The 4,592-nt window shown below is 35.8% G+C and carries 3 protein-coding genes and 1 pseudogene; all 4 read right to left on the reverse strand.

What is annotated here, in order from left to right; translation table 11 throughout:
- Positions 1–3,294: pyruvate:ferredoxin (flavodoxin) oxidoreductase (gene nifJ, locus RMR19_RS04760; protein ID WP_310602355.1), on the reverse strand; the 3,294-nt coding region annotated here is incomplete at its 3' end.
- A 256-nt stretch (positions 3,295–3,550) separates the two neighbouring features.
- Positions 3,551–3,684 (reverse strand): annotated as a pseudogene (locus RMR19_RS22140) (type II toxin-antitoxin system prevent-host-death family antitoxin); the annotation flags it as partial.
- 46 nt (positions 3,685–3,730) lie between these two features.
- Positions 3,731–4,156 (reverse strand): N-acetyltransferase, encoded by a 426-nt coding sequence (locus tag RMR19_RS04770; RefSeq protein WP_310602356.1) that lies wholly within the window; start codon positions 4,154–4,156, stop codon positions 3,731–3,733.
- Between the two features lie 56 nt (positions 4,157–4,212).
- Positions 4,213–4,446, reverse strand: a complete 234-nt coding sequence (locus RMR19_RS04775) for a hypothetical protein (protein WP_310602357.1) — start codon at positions 4,444–4,446, stop codon at positions 4,213–4,215.
- Between the last annotated feature and the right edge of the window lie 146 nt (positions 4,447–4,592).

Genomic DNA, 4,592 nt, shown 5'->3' on the forward strand with positions numbered 1-4,592 from the left:
TTTCATTTCATCTTGACAGTGGTTCATACCACCTTTAACTCCGTGAAGTTCACATGGAGCATATCCGATGATTAATGATGGTCCGTTATAAGCTTCTGCTTCTGCAATTACTTTAACTGTTTGTGCTGGGTTTGCTCCAAGAGCGATTTGTGCTACGTATACATAACCATAACTCATAGCGATTTCAGCAAGGTTTTTCTTACCAATTTCTTTACCAGCTGCAGCGAATTGACAAACTTCACCGATGTTAGATGCTTTAGAAGCTTGACCACCTGTATTTGAATACATCTCTGTATCGAATACCATAACATTTACGTTCTCTCCTGAAGCAAGTACATGGTCAAGTCCACCGAATCCGATATCGTATGCCCATCCATCTCCACCAAGAATCCATACAGATTTCTTAGCAAGATATTGTTTCTTTTCAAGAACTTCTTTACATGCTTCACATCCTGCACTAGCGCCTTTTTCAAGTTCAGCAATTACTGCTTCTGCTGCTGGAGTGTTTTCTGTAGTTGAATCTTTTGTTTCAATAAATTTAGCGATAGCTGCTTTTGCTTCTGCTGGAGTTTCTGCATCTTCGCTCATTGCTACAAGTTTAGCAATTGCTTGATCACGAAGAGTTTTTTGTCCAAGATACATACCAAAACCATGCTCTGCATTATCTTCAAATAATGAGTTTGCCCAAGCTGGTCCTTTATTAGTGTCTTTGTTAACAGTATATGGACAAGTAGCTGCTGGACCACCCCAGATTGAAGAACATCCTGTAGCATTAGAGATGTACATTTGCTCACCAAATAATTGAGTAACTAATCTAGCATATGAAGTTTCTGCACAACCTGCACAGCTTCCTGAGAACTCAAGAAGTGGTTGGTTGAATTGAGAACCTTTTACTGTATTATCAGCTGGCATACCTGGTTTCTTACCTACATTAGCAACTAAGTAATCAAATACTGGTTGTTCCTCTGCTTGTGATTCTTGAGGAGCCATTTGAATTGCAGCTGTTGGACATACAGTAACACATTCTCCACATCCCATACAGTCTAATGGAGAGATACTCATTGTGTATTTATATTCACCAGCTTTTGGTTTCATATCAGCAAGTTTGATATTAGATGGAGCTGCTTTTACTTCTTCTTCATTTAACATAAATGGACGAAGTGTAGCATGTGAACATACGAAAGCACATTGGTTACATTGAATACATTTTTCAGCATCCCATTCTGGAACTGTAACTGCAATACCACGTTTTTCATATGCAGAAGCACCTGTAGCAAATTGACCATCTGCACAGTTAGCAAATGCTGAAACTGGAAGGCTATCACCATCCATTAACGCGATTGGCTCAAGTAATTCTTTAACCATCTTAACTGTTTCTGGACGTCCAGTATATTCTTTACCTGGAGCATCTGCTTCTGGAGTAGCCCATGAAGCTGGAACTTCTACTTTGTGAAGTGCATCTACACCAGCGTCAATTGCTTTGTAGTTCATCTCAACAATTGCATCACCTTTTTTGCTGTAAGATTTCTTAGCAGCTTGTTTCATGTAATCGATTGCTTCATCGATTGGTAATACATTTGCTAATTTAAAGAATGCAGATTGAAGAATTGTATTCGTACGTTTACCCATACCAATTTCAATTGCTTTATCAATTGCATTGATTGTATATACTTGAATGTTGTTGTCAGCGATGTATTTTTTAGCTGCTGCATTCAAATGTTCAGATAATTCTTCATCTGACCATTGGCAGTTAATCATGAAGATTCCACCTGGTTTCACATCTTGTACCATCTTATAGCCTTTAACAACATAAGATGGATTATGACAAGCTACGAAGTCAGCTTGGTTTATGTAGTATGGGCTTCTGATTGGTTTATCTCCAAAACGAAGGTGAGAAATTGTTACACCACCTGTTTTCTTAGAGTCATATTGGAAGTATGCTTGTATGTACTTATCTGTGTGGTCACCAAGAATCTTAGTTGAGTTCTTGTTCGCACCAACTGTACCATCTCCACCAAGTCCCCAGAATTTACATTCTACTGTACCTTTTGCAGATGTAATTGGAGCTGGTTTTACTTCTGGTAAGCTTAAATTAGTAACATCATCTACGATACCAACTGTGAAACGTGATTTTGGAGCATCTTTTTCAAGTTCTTTAAAGATAGCGAAGATGGATGATGGTGGTGTATCTTTTGATCCAAGACCATAACGTCCTGCAGTTAACACGATATCATGTAATCCTGCTTCACGTAATGTTGTAGCAACATCAAGGTATAAAGGATCTCCTAATGCACCTGGCTCTTTTGTACGATCAAGTACAGCCATAGTCTTAACAGTCTTAGGAATAACTTTTAATAAGCCTTTTGTAGACCAAGGACGGTATAATCTTACTTTGATTAAACCAACTTTTTCTCCTGCTGCTGTTAAGTAATCAATAACTTCTTCTGCTACGTCACAGATTGAACCCATTGCGATGATAACACGTTCTGCATCTTCTGCACCATAGTAGTTGAATAAGTCATAGTTAGTTCCTAATTTTTCATTTATCTTAGCCATGTATTTTTCAACAACAGCTGGTAATTCATCATAAACACTATTACATGCTTCACGATGTTGGAAGAATACGTCTCCATTTTCATGAGAACCACGCATAGCTGGGCTATCTGGATTTAATGCATGTTCACGGAATGCTTTTACTGCATCCATGTTACACATTTCTTTCAAATCTGCATAATCCCATTTTTCGATTTTTTGAATTTCATGTGATGTACGGAAACCATCGAAGAAGTTGATAAATGGTACTTTTCCTTCAATTGTAGCAAGATGTGCTACTGGACTTAAATCCATAACTTCTTGTGGGTTTGTTTCTGCTAACATAGCGAAACCAGTTTGACGACATGCATATACGTCACTGTGATCTCCGAAGATATTAAGTGATTGTGTTGCAACAGTACGTGCAGATACATCGAATACACAAGGTAATTGTTCTCCTGCAATCTTGTACATGTTAGGAATCATTAATAAAAGACCCTGTGATGCTGTAAATGTAGTAGTAATAGCACCTGCTGCAAGAGAACCATGAACTGTTCCTGCTGCACCTGCTTCTGATTGCATTTCTACTACTTTAACTTGATTTCCGAAAATGTTATTTTGTCCTGATGCAGACCATTGGTCAACATAATCAGCCATTGGGCTTGAAGGTGTAATTGGGTATATGGCAGCAACATCAGTAAACGCATAGGCTACATGAGCAGCGGCTGTGTTACCGTCCATTGATTGTTTCGATCTTGACATTAATAATATCCTCCTTTATGTAATAAAAGGTCTTATTGGCCCTATTCAAAGTTTATTCTAACATTTATCTCATGTTTTGTAAAGAAATTCTCTGTTTATATTGTCGAACAATCCATTCGTTTTTTAAGGATTTTAGTTATTTTTCATAAATTTTTTATTAAGAATGTCTAGTTTTTATATATGCATTACAGGGAATGTTGTTGAAATTTGAAATATCACCAATTTCAATAAACTCTTTTCCCACTTTATACAACACATCATAATCTTCAATATCCATAACTACAAATCGTCCTCTTCCGTTCTTTGTCAAAAAACAGGTTCTCCAATCTGACAATTTTTTAATACCTCATTATAATTTCTCAAATCTGAAACAGGTAAAATATTCGACACAACATCATCTTCCTTTCCAAATACTTCATCAATATTTATAATTATATTATATTTTGTTCCACTCCATTGTATATTCCATTTTTCCCGTTTCCTTCTCTAACCCTTCAGAAACAACCACAAATCCTTCTCTTAGATAAAACTCTACTGCTCGCTGATTTTGCTGATAAACATGCAATGTAAACAAAGAATTCCTTTCTTTTATGTACTCTAAAAGACTTTTCCCTACACCTGTAGAACGAAAATTACTATCAACAAAAATTCCTGCAATATAGTTCTCTACCATACCAATAAAACCTCGTATTTTTTTGTCTGATTCATATACATAGACATCTGCTTTCAAAAGTTCTTTCTCAACAAATGTATAATTGGATATCCAATATTCCTTTGGTATAAAATTATGTATTTCTATATTTCCTGCTAACCATAGTTGCATAATTTGCTCTGTATCATATTCTTCAAATTTTCTTATCATCTCTTACACCCCTGTATATCATAAGCCTGTTTGTAATACTGCCCTAATAAATATTATCATATACTATTGAACCAATTTTCTGGTATTCCCATTGCAGATAAGAGCTTATATTTCTTCTCTTCGGTTGACTGTTTTGCAAAATCAATACTTATTCTTTGGAAGTCTTCTTTAAAAGCTAACACTTGTTTTCCACTAAGCAAATATCTAAACGCTATTATGATTGCAAACAAATCTGATTTTCCATATGAATAATGATTACCTTTAAGTGGGATATTTAGTTTCCTGTACAAATCTAAGAAAGCACTATACAAGGATATCATACTCCTCATATAGTGCTTATTTTTATGTTCTAATTATCATTTCTTAATTAAATCCCAAACTATCTAAGAGTCTCAACAGCAGCCTTCTCAATCGCAAGACCATCTTTATATCTCTT

The sequence above is a fragment of the Anaerosporobacter sp. genome (assembly GCF_031551385.1).
Lineage (GTDB): Bacteria > Bacillota > Clostridia > Lachnospirales > Lachnospiraceae > Anaerosporobacter.